Raw genomic sequence first — 19,975 nt, 5'->3', positions numbered from 1 at the left:
CGATATATCGAAAAAATCGTTGATATATTATCGTTTCTCAATCGCCACAATAAATGGCGGGTTATTTTGCTGGTTAATGAAGCCGTATCGCAAAACGTGAGCTTGTTTTTGATCTAGTTCTTCTGCAAATTTGAGAACAGCGTCGCGTTCTACTTGTCCTTCTGGATGACCGTGATAAATAACAAGGATGATGATACCTTCTGGTGCCATTACGCCTAGTAATTGTTCGATAGCCGAGAGAGTTGAGTTCGGTTTTGTGACGATATGCTTGTCACCGCCTGGAAGGTAACCTAAGTTGAAAATTGCGCCTGTTACTTTTCCTTTTGCATCTTCTGGTAATACGGATAAGAGTGTGTCGTGACTGTCGTGAACTAAAACAGTGCGTTCGAAAAGTTCTTTTTCTTTTAGGCGGATAGTAGAGCTTTCGATTGCTTCTTTTTGAATATCAAATCCAAATACTTTTCCGTTATCCCCAACGATTTCAGCTAGGAAGCAAGTGTCATGTCCATTGCCAAGCGTTGCATCTACTGCGTAATCGCCTTCTTTAACAGCCGTTTGCAGCAGCGAGCGAGCAAACGGTAATACACGTTCTAATTTCATTTTTGTTTCTCCTCATTTGCATATTTTCCTTGCCAGCTTCCGCGGCGTACAAATTCTGCATCGATGGAATTTAATACTTCCCATTTATTTAAGCTCCACATTGGACCAATCATTAAATCAGGTGGACCGTCACCTGTGATGCGGTGCACAATTACGTCTTCAGGAATAATTTCAAGTTGGTCAACAACGAGACTTACGTAATCTTCAAGAGAAAGGAATTCTAATTGACCTTTTTCATATTGCTTCACCATTGGCGTACCTTTTAATAAATGAAGTAAATGAATTTTAATTCCTTGTACGTCAAGTTTTGCTACTTCACGAGTTGTTTCCATCATCATGTCGTAATCTTCAAGGGGAAGACCGTTAATAATATGAGAGCAAACTCTAATGCCATGTTTGCGTAATTTATTTACGCCTTCCACATAAGATGGATAATCGTGAGCACGGTTAATAAGATTTGCAGTACGTTCATGAACAGTTTGTAGTCCGAGTTCAACCCAAAGGTACGTACGTTTATTTAAATCCGCTAAATATTCAACGACATCGTCTGGTAAACAATCTGGACGAGTTGCGATAGAAAGACCGACAACGTCTTTTTCTGCTAGAAGCGGTTCGAATTTTTCTTTTAACACTTCAAGTGGTGCATGTGTATTTGTGTAAGCCTGAAAATAAGCGATACATTTTCCGTCTTTCCACTTTGAGCGCATTTTTTCTTTCATTTCATGATACTGCGTTATAACATCATCGCGGCGATCACCAGCGAAGTCACCAGATCCAGCAGCACTACAAAACGTGCAACCACCGTAAGCAACTGTACCGTCACGGTTCGGGCAATCGAAGCCAGCATCTAATGAAACTTTAAAGATTTTTTCACCAAATTCATTTCGTAAGTGGTAATTCCATGTATGATAACGTTTATTGTCGTTTGTATATGGAAAAGGGTTTTGAACCTTCATTACTTTCCCTCCTAAGACGAGTCAAAATAAAGTGAAACTTTAATCAGTGGAGGATGTTCCCCCCACTGATTATCAGCCCTCACGAATCGGGCGTTTACGGGCAGTTGAGCTCCCACCTACCTTTTTTTGTTTCATCCAAATTTTGAGGTAGAGGTCTTACTGCCCACAAATAGCGGGATGAAACAAAATCCATTATAACATACTCATAAGGTTCATATGGAAGGGACACACTAAAGGGGAATTGAAGCAAGGAGGGACAATTATGGCAGAGCGTCAATCACTTGAAGAGTATATTACACAGGCAGAACAAGCGGTGGAATATGCGAAAGAACAATTAGACCAAGGCATGAGACAAGAGCATTACAATACGATGGAGTATTCGGATGCTCAGTTACAATTAGAACAAGCATATAATGATTTACAAACGATGCAACAACATGCGAATGATGAGCAGCGTGAGCAGTTAAATAGAGCACGTATGGCAATTAGCCAATTGCAACATCAAATGATTATTACACCGCACTAAGAAGGAGTGAATGTAATGGCGAAACGTTCAGATCAAAATAATCCAGAGCAAAAAACGCAAAATGGACATAACGCTGAGTTTTCAAATGAGCTTGATCCGGTTGTGCAAGTGAAACAGCGTAATAGTAAAAAAGGACAACCGCAAAGATCAAAACAATCAGAGTAAACCAGGTCGCAATATGACCTGGTTTTATTTTGCTATATGACAATAATGTAAGATTCCTGTAAGGTTTGTCGATAGTTGTAAGCTTATTTTTCCAGTAGAGTAAGGGAGGATTTAATTTAGGACAAGGAGTTGCATTATGGGGAACAATATTACAAACAAACGAATTGATGAGTTAGATTACATTCGTGGCTTCGCATTACTGGGGATTATTTTAGTAAATATTTTGGCGTTACTTAATATTAAAGTTCCAGACCCTAATACAGTGGATGCAAGTTATCAAAGGTTTCTATACTTATTTGTAGAAGGTCGTTTCTTCTCAATCTTTTCATTCTTATTTGGAGTAGGATTCTATATCTTCATTACAAGAGCAATTGCGAAAGGGAAGAATGGATATGTTCTATTTCTACGCCGCTTAGTTGCACTATTTATTTTTGGTTTGATTCATCAAATGTTTCAGCCTGGGGAAGCACTAGCGTTATACGCAATTTGTGGATTAGTCACTTTACCATTTTATAAAGTGAAGAAGCAAATAAATTTAGTAATCGGTCTTATTCTTACGATAGTTTTTAGTATTATGGCAGCTAAGGAATTATTACCATTAGGTTTAATTTTATTAGGTCTTGCTGCAGGACAGTACAAAGTATTTGAAAATCTTTCAGCGAAAATAAAGCAAGTCGCTATTTTTACAGGAGCTATGTTTGTTTTAAGTGTGATAGCTTTATGGTATCAATATGGGCACGTTCCTGCTAATCCATTTGTAAATATGATACTTATGACTGAGGATGGAACAATGGATGCCGCAGGTCAGTTTTTAAAAATTGGTGTTACAGTTGGACCAATTATTTCAGCTTTCTATGTAGGAGCATTAATTTTATTACTTCAGTTAAAACCAGTTCAAGCATTGTTAGCACCACTGAAATATTACGGTCGTATGGCTTTAACAAATTATATTGGACAAACTGCAATGATTTTAATTGCAGGCAGTGTATTTAATTTTGCAGGAAACTTAACGTACATGCAGACGCTATATGTGTGTATCGCAATTTATGCAATTCAAATTATTTTCAGTGTGATTTGGATGAAAATCTTTAAAATGGGTCCATTAGAATGGATTTGGCGTGTTATTACGTATTGGACGGTAACGCCTTTAAAGAAATAAAGACAGAAATGGGCTGTTCCGCTTGTGGAACAGTCTATTTTTTTGTCAGCTTTTTGCGGTAAATCGCTAATGAAATTTTATCTACTAATGAAGAAAATGAATTTGTTTTAAAAGGATAAAAGCTAAGCTTACACACTCACCTTTTTTATATTACAAAAGTGTAAGGTAATTGTAATGTTAATAAATAGCAGTTCACCTCCAAAAGGCGCAAAATAGGTAATGGAAAAACAAGCGTAGGAGGATATATATGACGAAACCAGTTGTAGACGTGAAAAACGTTCAAAAAGTGTACGGTAAAAAAGGTGAGAACCAATCACACGCGTTAAAAGGTGTATCATTCTCAATTCAAGAGGGTGAATTTGTTGGTATTATGGGACCATCTGGTTCTGGTAAAACGACATTATTAAATGTAATTTCAACGCTTGATAAAGCAACGGGTGGCGTTGTTGAAATTGCGGGTACGGACATTACGAAAATGAAGCAAGGTGAGCTTTCTGATTTCCGTTCGCAAAAGTTAGGATTCATTTTCCAAGACTTCAACTTATTAGAGAACTTATCTATTTATGAGAACATTGCACTTCCACTTTCACTTCAAGGTGTTTCATCACGTAATATTGGACCGAAAGTAGAGAAAGTAGCGGATATGTTAGGGATTACAGAAATTCTTCAAAAGTATCCAACTGAAGTATCCGGTGGACAGAAACAGCGTTCAGCAGCAGCACGCGCACTAGTGCATGAGCCGGCAATTATTTTAGGAGACGAGCCAACAGGAGCCCTTGATTCGAAAAATGCAGCAAGTTTACTTGATGCGATGACAAACTTAAATGAAGAACAAGGCGTATCTATTATGATGGTTACGCATGATCCATATAGTGCAAGTTACTGTCAGCGTATTTTATTCATTCAAGATGGTGAGCTATATAAAGAAATTCATCGCGGTGGTACGCGTGAAGAGTTCTACAAAGAAATTTTAGATGTACTTGCAGATTTAGGTACACAAAAAGCGTAAGAAAGGAGGTTCCAGTATGTTATTTAAACTTTCCATGTCGGGGCTGAAGAGTAAGCTGAAAGATTATATCGTCTTACTTGTTGGTCTTGTCATGTCTATCTCAATTTTTTATATGTTCCAAACGTTAGCGCTGAATAAAGCGTTTATCGAATCTAACTCAGTTATTCAATCAATTGGATTCGTATTCCAAGCAGGTTCATTTTTATTAGCAATTATAACGTTCTTCTACATTTTATATGCAAACTCTTTCTTATTATCTCTTCGTCAAAAAGAGTTTGGTATGTACATGATGTTAGGTGCAAAAAAGCATAAAGTTACATTACTTATGTTTATTGAAACGATTGTATTAGGTGCTGCGTCTCTTGCGATTGGACTTACAGTTGGTGTAGGACTTGCAGAAGGTATCGGACAGTTATTAATGAAACAATTAGAATTTGCTGGTGAAGGTTATAAAGCATTTTATCTACCATCTATGACTGTTACTTGCATTTTCTTCTTTGCACTATTTGTATTATCGGCAATTATGAATAGTATTAAATTATCACGTATTTCTGTACTGCAACTTGTACATGCGGATGCACAAACAGAGCGTGTTGCGGTAAAAGGAAAAATGACAGGTGTCGTTGCAATCCTTGCTGTTATTTTATTAGGAATTGGCTATGCATCAATGATTTACATGGAAAAACTAAGAGAAATGGGAATCCTTATTGCATTAATTACAACAACAACTGGTACTTACATGCTATTTGGATCACTTCTCCCAGTTATCATTAGAAAGTTAAAGAGTAATAAAAAGCGTAGTGAAAAAGGACTTAATGCTTTTACGTTTGCACAATTAAATTTCCGTATTAATAGCTTAACGAAAGTACTTGCAACGGTAGCGATGTTAGTTGCTCTTGGAGCGGGTGCAATTTCAGGTGGTATGGCGTTTAAAAATAACGTTATAAAAATGGTTGATGGTTTAGTAATATATGATTCAGTTATTCATAACCCAACAGCTGAAGAAAAGAAAATTTTAGATGGTATTACATTTAAAGAGAAAAATGAATATCGTTACAAAGTTGATAATAAATACGTTTATTATGTAAAAGAAGATTTAGAGAACAACCCTCCTTTCGTACAAGATACAAAACAGATGGAAAGTATGAAGGATTTAGGAAAAACAAAGAAAGTTTCAGAGGAACTACCAGTAGGTGCAGTTTCTAGAGAAATGAATGAAAAAGATGCGAGTGCTAAAGAACTTCCAGAAGAATGGAACGAGGCTTTCAGAACAATTCAGCCATTTTATCTATATGAAGATCATGCAATTAAAATTGTAGATCAGAAAATGTACGATACTGTAAATGGTAAAGAAGGAATCGTAGTTACTGGAAAAACAGACGATTTTGTAGCATACACAAAAGAATGGAAAAAACTTGACGAGTTGCAGCTAGTTAAATATAAAAATGTAAAAGCTGAAAGATTAGATAGTAAATATCAATCTTACAATGGATTCTACGGCATTGCGAGTGGAACAGTATTTATGGGATTCTTCCTTGGAATTGCGTTCTTAGCAATGATGGCAAGTTGTTTAATGTTTAAAATTCTTTCTGGTGCATCAAAAGATATTACGCGTTATCAAATGCTTCGCAAAATCGGTGTGCGTCGTGAGTTATTAACGAAATCGATTTATAAAGAATTATTCTTAGTATTCTTATTCCCAGCAATTGTGGGGATCGCTCACGTATTAGTTGGTATGAATATTTTCGGATTTATTTTAATGGATCCTTACTTCCGTATTTGGGTACCAATCGTAATTTTCGTAGTTATTTATGCGATTTATTACTTCATTACAGTTCAATTGTATAAAGGAATTGTTCTTCCAAAAGAAGATTAATAGGTAAAAAGCCGAGTGAAAGTGCTCGGCTTTTTATATTTTCAGAAAAAACACTTTAATGTTACTGAAATATATAATATAATGTAAATAAGTAACGTAATATGAAAGTATCAGCAACCGAAAAATGAAAGGAGGAATCCGATCTGTAGAAAGAAGCTGAACTTGTACTCCCCCTATTTTTTCTACCCACACCGTATTTGTACAATCATAAATTTCCAAATGAAAAATTGTCGTAAGAGTATATTGTGAAAATAATGGATAATACATGGAAATCTCATAGTATGATAAGGTAAAATGGACAGGATAATGAGAAAATTACCGTTCATAAGATGAGGAGATACATGTATGGAAGTTGTAGAGGCATTAAAAGATATAAGCCAAATTGAGGCTATGAAAAAGTACTTAAAAGAGCACTCGCAGCGAGATTATCTTTTATTTGTTATTGGAATTAACACCGGATTAAAGATCACTGAGCTACTTAGTATGAAATTTGAAGAGGTATTAAATGAAGATAAGACTGTTAAAGAGTTTTATTCTCTTCCTGTGAAAGATGAAAAATTTAAACAAGATATTTATTTAAATACAAAAGTAAAAGAAGCCCTTTTAGATTACGTACAATCTATTGATGCTCAAAGAGAAAACTACGTATTTCAATCTAATAAAACGACAAATTCAATCTCACGCCAACAAGCATATCGTGTTATCCATAGCGCAGCTGAAGCGGTTGGGATTGTTGGAAAGATTGGAACGAATTCAATGCGAAAAACATTTGGATTTCATGCGTACAAAAGAGGAATAGCGATTGCGCTATTGCAAAAGCATTTTCATCACGCAACTCCATCAGAAACGCTCAAGTATTTAGGAATCTCAAAAGATGAGAAGTTTAAAACAGAGATTGATGTAGATTTGTAAAACCCGTAACTAAAAACTTTAGGAGGCGGAAAATATGAATATTAGAGAGAGTGAACTACCGGGTATTGGATGTAAATTCGAAGTGATAACAAAAGGTAATGAAAAAATGGTTATCGTTATTCATGATGATGGCCGAAGAGAAATGTATCATTTTGATGCGGATCACGATGAGAGTATTTCAAGCATTTCTCTTTGTGATTCTGAAGCGAGACAAATTGCGGCTATATTAGGCGGAATGGTATATAGGCCGCAAGCGCTAGACACAATTGAGATGGCTTTTGAAGGATTATCAATTGAATGGTTTAAGGTGGAGAATAATGCACCAGTAGTACAACAAACAATTGGTAGCTTACATGTCAGAAAAACGTATAACGTAACGATTATTGCTATTTTGAAAAAGAATATGAAGAAGTTCTTTAATCCAGGCCCAGATTCTATCATTGAAGCTGGCGATATGCTCGTATTATCGGGCGAAAGACATGAAGTGAAAAGAATCATTAAGGAATTACTTTCGGCAGGAGGTGATTCCTAATCGATGGATACTTTAATTTTGGAAGTTGGAACTGCGTTAGTATTAGTAGCTTTTGCAGCTATCCTCGCTGCAAAGTTAAAGTTTTCGATTATTCCGTTTCTCATTATACTCGGTATGCTAGTGGGGCCTCATGCCCCAGATTTAGGACTTATCGATTTAAGGTTTATTGAAAGCGGAGAAGTTATTTCCTTCCTCGGCCGTGTAGGCGTCATATTCCTCCTATTCTATTTAGGCTTAGAATTCTCAATAAAAAAATTAATTAAATCAGGAAAGTCGATTGCTTTTGGGGGTAGTGTTCATATATCGCTTAATTTCATATTAGGTTTACTTTATGGATATATAATGGGCTTCCCCTTACTAGAAACATTAATTATTGCTGGAATTATTACAATCTCATCGAGTGCAATTGTAGCGAAAGTAATCGTTGATTTAAGAAGATCTGGTAATAAAGAGACAGAGCTAATTTTAGGAATCATTATGTTTGATGATATCTTTTTAGCTGTATATTTATCAGTTGTTTCAGGATTAGTACTCGGAGGTGCAACATCATTTGTAGGTGCTCTTACATCCGTACTAATCGCAGTAGGATATATGCTACTATTCTTTGTAATCGCTAGAAAAGCTACGCCGTTCCTAAATAAAGTATTAGATATTTCGTCAAACGAAATTTTTATTATCGTAATATTCGCTATTTTATTCTTTGTAGCAGGATTTTCAGAAACAATTCATGTTGCGGAAGCGATTGGGGCTTTATTGTTAGGACTCGTCTTTTCAGAAACAGAGCATAGTGATCGAATCGAGCATCTCGTCGTCCCGTTTCGTGATTTCTTTGGAGCTATATTTTTCTTCAGCTTCGGTTTAAGTATAGATCCGTTTTCGCTTGGAGGAGCAGTATGGTTGGCATTAGGAGCAGTTTTCATTACTCTCATCGGTAATTTTACAGCTGGAATGATTGCAGGGCGTAAAGCTGGGTTATCCCATAAGGCTTCTACGAATATCGGTTTAACACTTATATCACGTGGGGAATTCTCCATTATTGTCGCGAATCTCGGAATAGCGGGTGGCTTAATGGCAACGATTAAACCATTCTCAGCTTTATATGTTTTAATATTGGCGTCGCTAGGGCCATTATTAACGAAGGAGTCTGGGAGAATATACTCTCTACTAGACAAAATATTTAAATGGAGTGCGAAAGAAAGTGCAAAACGTAAAAAGGAAGTTGGATAACCTTTCGCGAGGGAACAATTCCATTATTTATAGATTAATCTTTTACAAAGACGATTAGAATACATTCTAATCGTCTTTGTGCTATTATCTGAATTTCATCAACTATTAATCAGTTGCCTTCCTATTTAAAAACGACTACAATTTTACTGTTATATATATGAACGAAAAAAAGAGAATAGGAGGGGAGACTATGCCAAGGAAAGTATGGCTATTAGTAGCTGGGATGATTATTAATGTCACGGGTGCTTCTTTTTTATGGCCTTTTAATACAATTTACTTACATGATAGTTTAGGGAAATCTTTATCAGTAGCCGGAATGGTATTAATGATCAACTCGCTTACTGGTGTAATCGGAAACTTGCTCGGCGGTGTTTTATTTGATAAATGGGGCGGTTATAAATCAATTTTAGTAGGGATTATCATTACACTTGTATCGATTTTAGGTCTTGTATTTTTCCATGGTTGGCCATTATATGTTGTGTGGCTAGCATTAATCGGATTCGGTTCAGGAATGGTGTTTCCATCGATGTATGCGATGGTCGGTACGGTTTGGCCAGAAGGCGGGAGACGAGCGTTCAATGCAATGTATGTTGGACAAAACGTTGGGATTGCGATTGGAACAGCGTGCGGTGGATTAGTTGCGTCTTATCGTTTTGATTATATTTTCTTAGCGAACTTTATTTTATATTTTATTTTCTTCTTAATTGCGTTTATTGGATTTCGTGGTATGGAAGCAAAAAAAGAGCAAGAGGTACAAAAAGAAGCCGAAACGAAAAAAGGTTGGTCACTTACACCTGGCTTCAAAGCGCTTCTAATCGTATGTGTAGCATATGCTTTATGCTGGGTTACATACGTACAGTGGCAAGGGGCAATTGCGACTCATATGCGAGAATTAGATATTAGCCTCCGCCATTATAGTTTATTATGGACGATAAACGGAGCGATGATTGTTTGTGCGCAGCCACTTGTTAGTATGTTAATTCGCTGGATGAAGCGTTCTTTAAAACAACAAATTATGATTGGAATCATCATTTTTGCGGCGTCGTTTATTGTTTTAAGCCAAGCGCAGCAATTTACGATGTTTCTCGTTGCGATGGTGACATTAACAATTGGTGAATTATTCGTATGGCCGGCAGTTCCGACCATCGCAAATATACTTGCACCGAAAGATAAGCTAGGATTTTATCAAGGTGTTGTAAATAGCGCAGCGACTGTAGGGAAAATGTTCGGACCGGTCGTTGGCGGAGCGATTGTTGACTTATACAATATGGAAGTATTGTTTATTGCGATCATGGTAATGCTTGTAGTAGCGCTTATAGCAACGAGTATTTATGATAGACGAGTAAAAGTAGAAGAAACAGTTGAAGAAAAAATTGCAGTTTAGTTTGACGGAACATGCAACATGTTTTAGAATATATTTAAATAAATAGTAATAAAATATCCTTTGGAACAAGGGAGTTAGCTCGGCTGTCCAAAGACAAATTCGTTAGTTAGCAAGAGTAACGATTAACCGAGAAGCCCTCGCTTCAAGTAAGCTCTTAAGAGATACTAAGTGGTGGGTAGTTCACATTAACTCATATTTGTAATAACAGTGAGAAGGAGTAGTAGTAATAGAAGCTGGTTTAGAGAGTTGACGGTCGGTGCAAGTCAATCCACGTTTCGTTATGAACTCGCCTTTGAGTTGCAGTTGTGAAATCATTAGTAGCAATTGCCGTTAATCCACGTTACGGATCTAAGCGAATGTATTTATTACATTAATTTAGGGTGGTACCGCGGGAATCTATAACCTCTCGTCCCTTTCTAGGGATGAGAGGTTTTTTGTATTTTGGGCGGTGAAAATAAATAGAATTTCAAGGAGGGTATCTCATGAGCTTTAATCATCAAGAAATTGAGAAGAAGTGGCAAGGGCATTGGGAAGAGAATAAAACATTCCGTACGCCAGATGAAACAGAAAAACCAAAATTTTATGCACTAGATATGTTCCCATATCCATCAGGTGCAGGCTTACACGTAGGTCATCCAGAAGGTTATACAGCGACAGATATTTTATCTCGTATGAAGCGTATGCAAGGATATAACGTTCTTCATCCAATGGGATGGGATGCATTCGGTCTTCCAGCAGAGCAATATGCACTTGATACTGGGAACAGCCCGGCTGAATTTACAGAGCTTAATATTAATACGTTCCGTAATCAAATTAAAGCATTAGGCTTCTCTTACGATTGGGATCGTGAAGTAAATACAACAGATCCAACCTACTACAAGTGGACACAATGGATCTTCCTAAAACTATTTGAAAAAGGTTTAGCTTACGTTGATGAAGTACCTGTAAACTGGTGCCCAGCACTTGGTACAGTACTTGCAAACGAAGAAATCATTGACGGTAAGAGTGAGCGCGGTGGACATCCAGTTGAGCGTCGTCCGATGAGACAGTGGATGTTAAAAATTACAGCTTACGGAGATCGTCTATTAGAAGATCTAGATGAGCTTAATTGGCCAGAAAGCTTAAAAGACATGCAACGTAACTGGATCGGCCGTTCTGAAGGTGCAGAAGTACACTTCAACATCGACGGTACAGATGAGAAGTTCACAGTTTTCACAACGCGTCCTGATACACTATTTGGAGCAAGCTACTGTGTACTGGCTCCAGAGCACGCACTTGTTGCTAACATTACAACACCAGAACAAAAAGAAGCTGTAGAAGCTTACATTAACTCTGTTAAAATGAAGAGCGATTTAGAGCGTACAGAACTTGCGAAAGAAAAAACTGGTGTATTCACTGGTGCTTACGCAGTTAACCCAGTAAACGGTGAGAAATTACCAATCTGGATCGCTGATTATGTTCTTGCAACTTACGGAACAGGTGCTGTAATGGCAGTTCCAGCTCACGATGAGCGTGACTATGAATTCGCATCAACGTTCAATCTTCCAATGAAGGAAGTTGTAAAAGGCGGAGACATTTCGAAAGAGGCATATACAGGTGATGGTGCGCACGTAAACTCAGCATTCCTTGATGGTTTAAATAAAGAAGAAGCAATTGTAAAAATGATTGAGTGGCTTGAAGTAACAAGCGCAGGAAATCAAAAAGTAACGTACCGTCTACGTGACTGGTTATTTAGTCGCCAACGTTACTGGGGTGAGCCAATTCCAGTAATCCATTGGGAAGATGGTACAATGACAGCTGTGAAAGAAGAAGAATTACCATTAGTTCTTCCGAAAACAGAGAATATTCGTCCTTCAGGTACAGGTGAATCACCACTTGCAAACATTGAAGAGTGGGTAAATGTTGTTGATCCTGAAACTGGTAAAAAAGGTCGTCGTGAAACAAATACAATGCCACAATGGGCTGGTAGCTGCTGGTACTACCTACGCTACATCGATCCAAACAACAGCGAAGCACTTGTAGACCCTGAAAAAGTAAAACAATGGCTTCCAGTTGATATTTATATCGGTGGAGCAGAGCACGCTGTACTTCACTTACTATATGCTCGTTTCTGGCATAAAGTATTATATGATATCGGTGTAGTTCCAACGAAAGAACCGTTCCAACAATTATTCAACCAAGGTATGATCTTAGGTGAAAACAACGAGAAAATGAGTAAATCAAAAGGTAACGTTGTAAATCCTGATGATATCGTAGCAAGCCACGGTGCAGATACACTTCGTCTATACGAAATGTTCATGGGACCATTAGATGCTTCAATCGCTTGGTCTGAAAATGGTCTTGACGGAGCTCGTCGCTTCCTAGACCGCGTATGGCGCCTATTCATTCAAGAGAACGGTGAATTGAGTGAGAAAATTACTGATGCACCAAACAAAGATCTTGAAAAAGCTTACCACCAAACAGTGAAGAAAGTAACAGAAGACTATGCAGAGCTTCGCTTCAACACAGCGATTTCTCAAATGATGGTATTCATCAACGATGCATACAAAGCTGAAACACTTCCGAAAGAATATGTAGAAGGTTTCGTAAAAATGATTGCACCAGTTGCACCTCACATTGGGGAAGAACTATGGAGCAAACTTGGATACAGTGAAACAATCACATATGCAAGCTGGCCAACATTTGATGAGTCTAAACTTGTAGAAGATGAAGTTGAAATCGTTGTTCAAATTATGGGCAAAGTTCGTACAAAACTAACAATGAGTAAAGACGCATCAAAAGAAGAAATGGAACAACTTGCACTTGAGGCAATCAAAGAACAAATTGAAGGGAAAACAGTTCGTAAAGTAATTGTTGTTCCTGGAAAACTTGTTAACGTTGTTGCAAACTAATTAATTATTAATAAAAGCTCAGAGCGTCTATGCTCTGAGCTTTTTTGCGTGAAAAATAAGCTCAGGATCACCTTCATCTAAGTTTTCGATTATTCCACTACGCATAAATCCATTTGCTTTAAAAACTTTTTGCATATTTGTATTCGATTTGTTCGCTGAAGAAAATATTTTTTGAGTAGGAGAATGTCTTAACATATATGAGATTAATGAGCTTGCATGACCTTGTCTTCTTTTCGTTGGCGAAACAATGATTAATGAGAGGAAAGTATAACCAAAGAAATTTGTATCGTATGTTAGAAAACCAGAAATGGAATTGTCCTCTTTTGCAATGATGCAGGTTCCTTCATCAATAGCGTGTTTAATATAATCTCGTCTACTATCGTCTCCGATTACATCAACATCTATATGTAAGATTGAATCTAAATCGTCGATGGAAGCTTTTGCTACGTTCTCCAACGAAAACGCCTCCTTTGAAAAAATAATTAGCTAATTTAGTTTATCATGAATGAAGAACGAAGAAAAAGGCGCGGAATTCCCATATAGACAAACACCTATTCTTCTATAGAAAATATGATAAAAAAGGTAGGTTAAATTGAACAGAAGAGGTGAAAGGAATGAAAGGGATGGACAATAATGCACCACATGGCTTCTTCGGAGGTGGATCGGATAGTTATGGACAAATGATGTTCATGGGAGGAGATGGTCAACACGGATATGGCGGAATTCCAAGTTGGATGGGAGGAGCAGCTGGAGGATTTCCGACGTCAGTGGCGGGTGTACAAACAGGATTTCCAACGTCAGTAGCTGGAGCGCAAACCGGATTTCCGGCACTAGTAGGAGGTACACAAGGAGGAGTGCCTGTAGGTATGCCAACTACATTCCCATCTTTCGTTGGAGGCGTACAAACCGGATTTCCTGTACCTGGCGTTGGTGTTGTAGCTGGTGGAATCGGCGGCTTCCCTCAAGGTGTTCACGGTCATCATGTGCATCATGAGCATCACGGTCATCACGGTCAGCATGTACATCATGAGCATCACGGCCATCACGGTCAGCATGTACATCATGAGCATCACGGCCATCACGGTCATCATCAACACCACGGCCATCATCAGCATCATGGCCATCATCAACAACAAGTACATCATCATGGTCATCATCAAATTCATCCGCAGGCTGTCCTTTATCAAACTCATCATCATGGTCACCAAGGCCAGCATCAACACCATGGTCATCATGGTCACCAAGGCCAGCATCAACACCACGGTCATCATGGTCATCATCAACATCACGGCCACCATCAGCAACAAGTACATCACCAAGGTCATCATCAAATTCACCCGCAGGCTGTCCTTTATCAAACTCATCAAGGTCAACATCATCACCAAGGCCAACACCATCACCAAGGCCAACATCATCACCAAGGTCAACACCATCACCAAGGTCAACACCATCATCAAGGCCAACACCATCACCAAGGCCAACAGCATCATCAAGGCCAACAGCATCATCAAGGTCAACAGCATCATCAAGGTCAACAACAACATCAAGGTCAACAACAATACCAACAGTATCAGCAGCAACAACAGCCTTGGGCAGGTGGAATTGGAGCAGGGACGGCAGCAGGAGCAGCAGCTGGTACTGCAGGAGCAGCAGGACACGCGGGACACGTGGGTCATTAATAGGCCAAAGGAAAAAAGACATAATAAAAAACTGCTAGGAGATCCTAGCAGTTTTTTTCTGCCTCTTGACGTTGGCGTTCGATTTCCGCACGAAGTTGTGGTTCCGGTGCTTGCCATCCTTCTGGTTTCATAATTTTGCCGTCGCCCTCGCGGAATCGAGGCTTTCCATCAGGGAATAGTTTTGCCATGTTAGCATTGTTTACAATTTCGAATCCTTTATCTGGACGTACGCCCATTTCTGCAAACGTTCCGAATGCAAAGTAAATAAGGTCAATAAGTGCATCATATTGATCTTCAACAGTTGTTGCTTCTAGAAATTCTTCTAGCTCTTCTTGCATAAAGCTAGCACGAATTTTTGCACGCTCTTCTGTTAGTTTTGTTGGAGTACTTGTTACAGGATGTCCGAATTCTTCATGCATTTTTGCAACAAGTTCGTATCCTTTATCTAAACCTTTTTCGTTTGTCATGTTGTTTCATCCTTTCTTACGTTATGCCGAATTTTATCCCGCATTAACGGGCAGTAAGACTCCCACCTCAAAAGTCGCAAATGCGAGGAAGTGAGGTGGGAGATAACTGCCCGTAAAAGCCCGATTGGTGAAGGCTAATAATCAGTGGGTAATGGACAAAATCCCCACTGATTAAAGTTTCACTTTATTGTAACATAAGGTAGTTATTAAATAAAAAGAACATCTTATGAGAAATAAGATGTTCGCTCGTTATTCTTCTTTCTTAATTAAAACGGATAAAATAAGATCGATGCCAAACATTCCGATGAGTAGCATTGGTATAACTACAAGTAAATAACGTGTGAAAGAAACATTTTTTAAGTATGTATGAGCAAATAAAAAGACGCCGAGAAATAAAATACCATTTAAAATAGGTTTTACTAATTTTTTAGACATAAGCTCCCCCGTAAATATCCCTTTTCTCTATTTAAAAATAAAAACTCCCCTCTCCGTTGTACCATGCCAGAGAGGGGAGTTCAATCGTTAACTTATTCAATTACACCAGAATTTGTAATATTTACGGTGTATTTTACGTTAACAGGGACATCTTTGTACATTTTTTTCCACTCTTCTAATTTGAATGGGCGATAATGTTGTTTATATTTTGCTCCTAGTCCGAGGGGATCAACGCCTAAAGATTTAAACTGCTTAATTAATTTAGCAGCTTGTGTATCTAATTGTTTTTGTACATTTTTTTCAATGTTTTTTGTGTTCTTGTTATTTTCTAAGTTAATTTGCTTCGATAGTTCTTGAATACGTGCATCAAGATGAACGTGAATGAAAAAAGAAGGCTTTCCGTTTTTAATCTTTATATCGTAAGTTGGAACAGAACGAATATTATTAATCATTACGTACGCAGAATCTGTTTTAAATTCATGTGAATCTAATTTATGTTTCTCTAATAGTCCTTTAAATATGAACATATCTTTTTCCGCAATTTTATCGATATATTTATCCTTTTTAAAAAGACCAATTCCGGTGATTTTTATTTTATCACCATGTTTCTTTAAAATTGGAATATAGTAGTCTTGCCCTTCTTGATAATAACGGAATGCTCCTACATGCAGATTATCCGTTGGTAAAGGACCAGTTTCCATGTTATGCTCTAACAATTTTTTCATATAAATTGCAACGTTGTATGAAGTCGTATATTTCCCTTTTAAAAGTTCAGTACCATTACCTTCAAGTAAAGCAACATATAAAGCGTTCCCTATATTCACATCTCGAAGTAATGTATCGAATGAAGTAGACATTCCTTTTTTTGCAAGTCGTATAGTATATAGAGCAACACGCATTTGTCCGCTAGCAAATGGTTGAGAAGATTCTAAAGATGTGTCTGCTTTTACTTGTTTTACCGCATTTGCGCTGCCTTCAAAAACTTGAACTTTATTTCCTTTTTTCTGAATGGGACAAACGAATGTTACTTTTACTTTATTATTCTTTGCTGTATCAAAAACGGTTCCTTGAATAAGTTGTACATCATCGATAATATTTTTTTGTAAACATCCAGTTAAACTAAAAAGTGCTATACAAGAAATAAGTATTAATTTGCTTTTGATTTTTTCCATTTTCTTTTCACCCACACAATAATAAATAGGATTGGGATGTATACATAAATGAGCCAAAAACTAATTTTTGATGCATTACTAATAAAATTATTAATACCGTGTCTGTTTGTTAAAAGTTGTGAAACAATGAGAGTGATAATGATAAAAGCGATTAAAACACCTCTTTGTTTTACACGGAATATTTCATGCGTTGCTCTCATTGACGCCCATAAGGGAAGGATAAAGCTTGTAATAATAACAAGTGCATAGCCTGAGATTGCAATATATTCTAGTCTTTCTATGAAGGGTAATTGAATGACTTGGGTCATAGAAAGTTGCGACCATATCGTTTTTAACAATTGTTTCTCGCTAAAAAATGCAAAGGCTAAAAGGGTGCTAAATAAATATAGAAGGTTTGAAAATAGTGCCCCGTATTGAGCGTATTTATGAGACTGCTTAGGATTTTTTACAAACGGATAAATCATGAGATAAACTTCAAATCCTGTCATACTGTAGATTGACACATGGGCGGATTTTAAAATATCTGAAAAAGAATGTGTGAAAATAGGTAGTAAATTCGTCCAATGTGAGTATTTCAAAACGAATAGGCTAAGAATTAAATATCCTAGTGTACCACCAACAGAGATGACGCAAATACCAGTAATGACACGGAAGCCAGAAGAAATAATGTAATAACTAACTAAGCATAAAAAGAGTGTTAACATAAAGGTGGAAGCGGTAGGGAACATCCACACTTGAATAATTTCAACATATGTTCGAATGACGGAAATACTGACGATTAAAAAATAGGCTGTAAAGATGATATTAAAGCCATTCCCTAGCCACTTTCCAAATGTTTGCCGATGTAAGTCAATTAAATTCCCGTTTGTTTCTTTTAATAAAAAATACATCATCCATATAAGGATATGGATACATATTCCTGTGAGTAGAACCCCTATCCAGCCGTCGTATCCAGCAGCTTTCGCAATAATTCGAGCGAATCCGAGAACGCCAGCTCCAAACTGTGCACCGTGAATTAAGAAGAAAACAAAGACAGGAGATATTTGATATTTTTCTTGAACTTTACTCATCAATGTACCTCATTCCTTAATCATCAAAATCCGATCTATGTTTTGTTGAAATCCCTTTTGATGCTTTTTTTACATGTTGTGGTCTTGCTTGTACATCCCTTGTATCAATCATTGTTAAGGGAAAACGAATCCAAGAATCTTTAACAGATTGTTGTCTTGTCGGGTAAAACAAAGCGTATGGCTTACGTAAAGAAGTAAGTCTAAATAGATGAGTAAATAAAAACATAAATCCAAGAGAAATACCGAAGAGTCCTCCTATTTCTGCAAATATGAGAAACGGGAAGCGTAGTAAACGAACAGCATTACCCATTTTATAAATAGGTGTAATAAAGGAAGCAAGTGCTGATAAGGCAACGATAATTAATAAAATGTTACTTGTTAAACCAGCTTGTACAGATGCTTGTCCGATTACGATACCGCCTACAATACCGAGCGTTTGACCGACTTTCATTGGTAACCTCGCGCCAGCCTCTCTCAATAAATCGATTGCGAGTTCTAAAAAGAGTGCTTCAATTAAAGGTGGGAAAGGTACTTGTGCCCTTGATAAAATCAAAGTTTCAAGTAAATCACTTGGAATAAGTTCATAATGATAATTTAAAACTGCAACATATAAAGGCGTAGCACAGATTGAAAATAGAACAGCGATAAGGCGTAAAATGCGAGAAAATGTAGCGTATAGCCAAGAGACGTTATAGTCTTCTGGTGAAATGAAAAAATCGAAATAGGATACAGGTGTTAGTAGAACACTTGGAGAACCATCCACAAAAATAGCAATTTTTCCATCAATAAGTGCTTTTGTAACTCTATCAGTACGTTCTGTATTGATATAGAGAGGGAAAATCGACTTTTCACCCATTAGTTCTTGTATATAAGCACTATCATTAATTTGATCATATTCAAGAGCACGTAATGACTCCTCGAGAAAATCTACATTATCTTTTTCAGCGAGGTTGTCTAAATACATCATGACAACTTTTGTTTTGGAAAACTCGCCGATAATCATTTCTTTTGTTTGTAAATCTAAAACAGGAAGACGTTTTCGAACTAAATTAATATTTGTATCAATATCTTCTACGAAACCTTCTTGAGGACCGATAACAGTCGATTCGTTTAAAGGAGGGGTTGGCGCACGATAATTATCAATTGCAATGTTTGCAAGCATGCACTTTTGATCTTGCTGGTTCAATTGAATAATCGCATGTCCCTTCAAAACCATGTCCTCAATTTTTTGTAAATCGTTCGTAATCGTTATACCACTCATTGGAATATGTTCTTTTAATTCTTCTAATGGAGCGGAAGGACGTTCCATTAGAGTAGGCATTAAATATTTTTGTAATTTCTCTCCATCAAGTGAAGGACGATAGTAAGAAATCCAATAAGGCATCGTTTCATCATCAGATGTATGATAATTAATAAAATCACTAGACTTTTTAAGCTTCTCTATTAAATCTTGTAGAGAATGAATATGGTCATTTTCTGGTTTGCTAAAGTCATAAATGCTGTTACTTCCTGAGCTTTGGCTTTGCTGTTTGTTTTGAGAAGTATCATCTTGCTTAGAATTTTGCTGTTTGCTTTGAGAATTATCCTCTTGCTTAGGATTTTGCTGTTTGTTTTGAGAAGTATCATCTTGCTTAGAATTTTGCTGTTTGCTTTGAGAATTATCATCTTGTTTAGAATTTTGCTGTTTGTCTTGAGAATTATCATCTTGTTTAGAATTTTGCTGTTTGCTTTGAGAATTATCATCTTGTTTAGAATTTTGCTGTTTGTCTTGAGAATTATCATCTTGCTTAGAATTTTGATGCTTGTTTTGAGAAGTATCATCTTGCTTAGAATTTTGCTGTTTGTCTTGAGAAGTATCATCTTGCTTAGAATTTTGCTGTTTGTCTTGAGAAGTATCATCTTGCTTAGAATTTTG

Annotated in this window: 19 protein-coding genes and 1 other annotated feature; of the genes, 11 read left to right on the top strand and 8 right to left on the bottom strand. The window is 37.1% G+C overall.

Going from position 1 to position 19,975, the window contains the following annotated elements:
• Positions 1-27: 27 nt before the first annotated feature.
• A complete protein-coding gene (gene mnmM, locus MR066_RS25960) occupies positions 28-600 on the bottom strand; it encodes a tRNA 5-(aminomethyl)-2-thiouridylate-methyltransferase MnmM (protein ID WP_242248970.1) in 573 nt (190 codons plus the stop codon).
• The gene (gene mnmL / locus MR066_RS25955; protein WP_002034421.1) at positions 597-1,556 is read right to left on the bottom strand and encodes a tRNA modification radical SAM protein MnmL/YtqA; all 960 of its coding nucleotides are present in this window, start codon (positions 1,554-1,556) and stop codon (positions 597-599) included. The genes mnmM and mnmL overlap by 4 nt, the downstream gene beginning before the upstream one ends.
• A gap of 262 nt (positions 1,557-1,818) precedes the next feature.
• Here mnmL and MR066_RS25950 point away from each other — a divergent pair, with 262 nt between their 5' ends.
• The 10 genes from MR066_RS25950 (at position 1,819) to leuS (ending at position 13,237) form a co-directional block, all read left to right on the top strand.
• The gene (locus tag MR066_RS25950; RefSeq protein WP_242248969.1) at positions 1,819-2,082 is read left to right on the top strand and encodes a YtzC family protein; all 264 of its coding nucleotides are present in this window, start codon (positions 1,819-1,821) and stop codon (positions 2,080-2,082) included.
• Between the two features lie 15 nt (positions 2,083-2,097).
• Positions 2,098-2,247, top strand: a complete 150-nt coding sequence (locus MR066_RS25945; RefSeq protein WP_001129345.1) for a hypothetical protein — start codon at positions 2,098-2,100, stop codon at positions 2,245-2,247.
• A gap of 136 nt (positions 2,248-2,383) precedes the next feature.
• On the top strand, positions 2,384-3,406 hold the full coding sequence (locus MR066_RS25940) for a DUF418 domain-containing protein (protein WP_242248968.1): 1,023 nt from the start codon (positions 2,384-2,386) through the stop codon (positions 3,404-3,406).
• A gap of 247 nt (positions 3,407-3,653) precedes the next feature.
• Positions 3,654-4,415: an ABC transporter ATP-binding protein gene (locus tag MR066_RS25935; RefSeq protein ID WP_002129519.1), complete on the top strand. Its 762-nt coding sequence runs from the start codon at positions 3,654-3,656 to the stop codon at positions 4,413-4,415.
• A gap of 16 nt (positions 4,416-4,431) precedes the next feature.
• A complete protein-coding gene (locus MR066_RS25930) occupies positions 4,432-6,291 on the top strand; it encodes an FtsX-like permease family protein (protein ID WP_242248967.1) in 1,860 nt (619 codons plus the stop codon).
• Between the two features lie 345 nt (positions 6,292-6,636).
• Complete coding sequence (locus MR066_RS25925; protein WP_002143468.1) at positions 6,637-7,203, top strand: tyrosine-type recombinase/integrase; 567 nt, start codon at positions 6,637-6,639, stop codon at positions 7,201-7,203.
• A gap of 34 nt (positions 7,204-7,237) precedes the next feature.
• Positions 7,238-7,735, top strand: coding sequence for a cation:proton antiporter regulatory subunit (locus MR066_RS25920; protein WP_242248966.1), 498 nt, complete (start codon positions 7,238-7,240; stop codon positions 7,733-7,735).
• Between the two features lie 3 nt (positions 7,736-7,738).
• Positions 7,739-8,962: a cation:proton antiporter gene (locus tag MR066_RS25915; protein WP_060750061.1), complete on the top strand. Its 1,224-nt coding sequence runs from the start codon at positions 7,739-7,741 to the stop codon at positions 8,960-8,962.
• 190 nt (positions 8,963-9,152) lie between these two features.
• Positions 9,153-10,346, top strand: a complete 1,194-nt coding sequence (locus MR066_RS25910; protein WP_242248965.1) for an MDR family MFS transporter — start codon at positions 9,153-9,155, stop codon at positions 10,344-10,346.
• Between the two features lie 198 nt (positions 10,347-10,544).
• Positions 10,545-10,763, top strand: a binding site (T-box leader).
• Between the two features lie 65 nt (positions 10,764-10,828).
• The gene (leuS, locus tag MR066_RS25905; RefSeq protein WP_002129511.1) at positions 10,829-13,237 is read left to right on the top strand and encodes a leucine--tRNA ligase; all 2,409 of its coding nucleotides are present in this window, start codon (positions 10,829-10,831) and stop codon (positions 13,235-13,237) included.
• Positions 13,238-13,264: 27 nt separating this feature from the next.
• On the opposite strand, the gene MR066_RS25900 is transcribed toward leuS, so the two are convergent.
• The gene (locus MR066_RS25900) at positions 13,265-13,693 is read right to left on the bottom strand and encodes a GNAT family N-acetyltransferase (RefSeq protein ID WP_242248964.1); all 429 of its coding nucleotides are present in this window, start codon (positions 13,691-13,693) and stop codon (positions 13,265-13,267) included.
• A 158-nt stretch (positions 13,694-13,851) separates the two neighbouring features.
• Between MR066_RS25900 and MR066_RS25895 the strand changes: the two genes are divergently transcribed.
• Positions 13,852-14,916: a VrrB protein gene (locus tag MR066_RS25895; RefSeq protein WP_242248963.1), complete on the top strand. Its 1,065-nt coding sequence runs from the start codon at positions 13,852-13,854 to the stop codon at positions 14,914-14,916.
• A gap of 44 nt (positions 14,917-14,960) precedes the next feature.
• Here the strand turns inward: MR066_RS25895 and MR066_RS25890 are convergent, their stop codons facing one another.
• The 5 genes from MR066_RS25890 to MR066_RS25870 form a co-directional block, all read right to left on the bottom strand.
• Entirely contained in the window at positions 14,961-15,383 is a 423-nt protein-coding gene (locus MR066_RS25890) for a pyrophosphohydrolase domain-containing protein (RefSeq protein ID WP_002034433.1), read from the bottom strand.
• A 249-nt stretch (positions 15,384-15,632) separates the two neighbouring features.
• Entirely contained in the window at positions 15,633-15,818 is a 186-nt protein-coding gene (locus MR066_RS25885; RefSeq protein WP_002129504.1) for a hypothetical protein, read from the bottom strand.
• A gap of 92 nt (positions 15,819-15,910) precedes the next feature.
• Complete coding sequence (gene gerHC, locus MR066_RS25880) at positions 15,911-16,990, bottom strand: spore germination protein GerHC (protein WP_242248961.1); 1,080 nt, start codon at positions 16,988-16,990, stop codon at positions 15,911-15,913.
• Positions 16,966-18,060 carry a spore germination protein gene (locus tag MR066_RS25875; protein WP_242248959.1) on the bottom strand — a complete coding sequence of 365 codons (1,095 nt, stop codon included), beginning with the start codon at positions 18,058-18,060 and terminating at the stop codon, positions 16,966-16,968. The genes gerHC and MR066_RS25875 overlap by 25 nt, the downstream gene beginning before the upstream one ends.
• 16 nt (positions 18,061-18,076) lie before the next feature.
• On the bottom strand, positions 18,077-19,975 hold a 1,899-nt coding region (locus MR066_RS25870), incomplete at its 5' end, for a spore germination protein (protein WP_242248957.1).

It is taken from the genome of Bacillus cereus group sp. BfR-BA-01523 (assembly GCF_022662615.1).
GTDB lineage: Bacteria > Bacillota > Bacilli > Bacillales > Bacillaceae_G > Bacillus_A > Bacillus_A mycoides.
The sequence above is the reverse complement of the archived record's forward strand: the minus strand, read 5'-3'. Positions and strand labels throughout refer to the sequence as shown.

What these genes read in the sequence shown, in the direction of transcription:
- mnmM (WP_242248970.1), bottom strand. Translation starts at nt 600, where the DNA reads ATGAAATTAGAACGTGTATTACCGTTTGCTCGCTCGCTGCTGCAAACG.
- mnmL (WP_002034421.1), bottom strand. Translation starts at nt 1,556, where the DNA reads ATGAAGGTTCAAAACCCTTTTCCATATACAAACGACAATAAACGTTAT.
- MR066_RS25950 (WP_242248969.1), top strand. Translation starts at nt 1,819, where the DNA reads ATGGCAGAGCGTCAATCACTTGAAGAGTATATTACACAGGCAGAACAA.
- MR066_RS25945 (WP_001129345.1), top strand. Translation starts at nt 2,098, where the DNA reads ATGGCGAAACGTTCAGATCAAAATAATCCAGAGCAAAAAACGCAAAAT.
- MR066_RS25940 (WP_242248968.1), top strand. Translation starts at nt 2,384, where the DNA reads ATGGGGAACAATATTACAAACAAACGAATTGATGAGTTAGATTACATT.
- MR066_RS25935 (WP_002129519.1), top strand. Translation starts at nt 3,654, where the DNA reads ATGACGAAACCAGTTGTAGACGTGAAAAACGTTCAAAAAGTGTACGGT.
- MR066_RS25930 (WP_242248967.1), top strand. Translation starts at nt 4,432, where the DNA reads ATGTTATTTAAACTTTCCATGTCGGGGCTGAAGAGTAAGCTGAAAGAT.
- MR066_RS25925 (WP_002143468.1), top strand. Translation starts at nt 6,637, where the DNA reads ATGGAAGTTGTAGAGGCATTAAAAGATATAAGCCAAATTGAGGCTATG.
- MR066_RS25920 (WP_242248966.1), top strand. Translation starts at nt 7,238, where the DNA reads ATGAATATTAGAGAGAGTGAACTACCGGGTATTGGATGTAAATTCGAA.
- MR066_RS25915 (WP_060750061.1), top strand. Translation starts at nt 7,739, where the DNA reads ATGGATACTTTAATTTTGGAAGTTGGAACTGCGTTAGTATTAGTAGCT.
- MR066_RS25910 (WP_242248965.1), top strand. Translation starts at nt 9,153, where the DNA reads ATGCCAAGGAAAGTATGGCTATTAGTAGCTGGGATGATTATTAATGTC.
- leuS (WP_002129511.1), top strand. Translation starts at nt 10,829, where the DNA reads ATGAGCTTTAATCATCAAGAAATTGAGAAGAAGTGGCAAGGGCATTGG.
- MR066_RS25895 (WP_242248963.1), top strand. Translation starts at nt 13,852, where the DNA reads ATGAAAGGGATGGACAATAATGCACCACATGGCTTCTTCGGAGGTGGA.
- MR066_RS25890 (WP_002034433.1), bottom strand. Translation starts at nt 15,383, where the DNA reads ATGACAAACGAAAAAGGTTTAGATAAAGGATACGAACTTGTTGCAAAA.
- MR066_RS25885 (WP_002129504.1), bottom strand. Translation starts at nt 15,818, where the DNA reads ATGTCTAAAAAATTAGTAAAACCTATTTTAAATGGTATTTTATTTCTC.
- gerHC (WP_242248961.1), bottom strand. Translation starts at nt 16,990, where the DNA reads ATGGAAAAAATCAAAAGCAAATTAATACTTATTTCTTGTATAGCACTT.
- MR066_RS25875 (WP_242248959.1), bottom strand. Translation starts at nt 18,060, where the DNA reads ATGAGTAAAGTTCAAGAAAAATATCAAATATCTCCTGTCTTTGTTTTC.